Raw genomic sequence first — 736 nt, forward strand, 5'->3', positions numbered from 1 at the left:
GGCACTGTTACCTTAACCTAAGTGTAAACATCAGTTGCGATAACGGGTGATGACCGAACCTCGTTCTTCGCTTTACCGCCGCCATCGTTATCCATCTGAGATTATTGCAGAGGCGGTGTGGTTGTATTTCCGCTTTCCGCTAAGCTTTCGCATGGTTGAAGACATGCTGGCTTATCGTGGCATCTTCGTCACATATAAGACCGTGTACGAATGGGCGGAGAAATTCGCACGTGCTTATGCCAGTAATATCCGTCGCCGCACACCGCGGCTTGGCGATAAATGGCACCTGGATGAATGTGGAATATCTATCAAAAGTGAGCATCACATTCTTTGGCGAGCAGTTGATCAGGATGGTTTTGTTTTGGATGTTCTGGTCCAGAAACGCCGTAATACCAAGGCCGCCAAGCGCTTCATGCGCAAGCTTCTCTCTGCACAGGGCTGTGCACCCCGGATCATGGTCACCGATAAACTACGATCATATGGCGCTGCCAAACGAACGATGGGACTTAGCGTTTGCGATCATCGCCAGCATAAGGGTTTGAACAATCGGGCAGAGAATTCGCATCAGCCGATCCGACGACGAGAGCGGGTTATGAAGCGCTTTAAATCGGCGCGACATGTGCAAAATTTCACGTCGATACATGATCCGATCTACAACCTAAATTATTTCCCCCGAAACCAATTCAATGCCGCCGATCATCGTGAGTTACGACAAGCCGCCACTGACATGTGGCGC

The 736-nt window shown here is 50.1% G+C and carries 1 protein-coding gene; it reads left to right on the forward strand.

Annotated features, from left to right (window positions below; translation table 11 throughout):
* Nucleotides 1-49: 49 nt before the first annotated feature.
* A partial coding sequence (locus KWJ32_RS28165; RefSeq protein ID WP_256886630.1) for an IS6 family transposase occupies nucleotides 50-736 on the forward strand: 687 nt, incomplete at its 3' end.

It is taken from the genome of Ochrobactrum sp. BTU2, from assembly GCF_024539785.1.
GTDB lineage: Bacteria > Pseudomonadota > Alphaproteobacteria > Rhizobiales > Rhizobiaceae > Brucella > Brucella anthropi.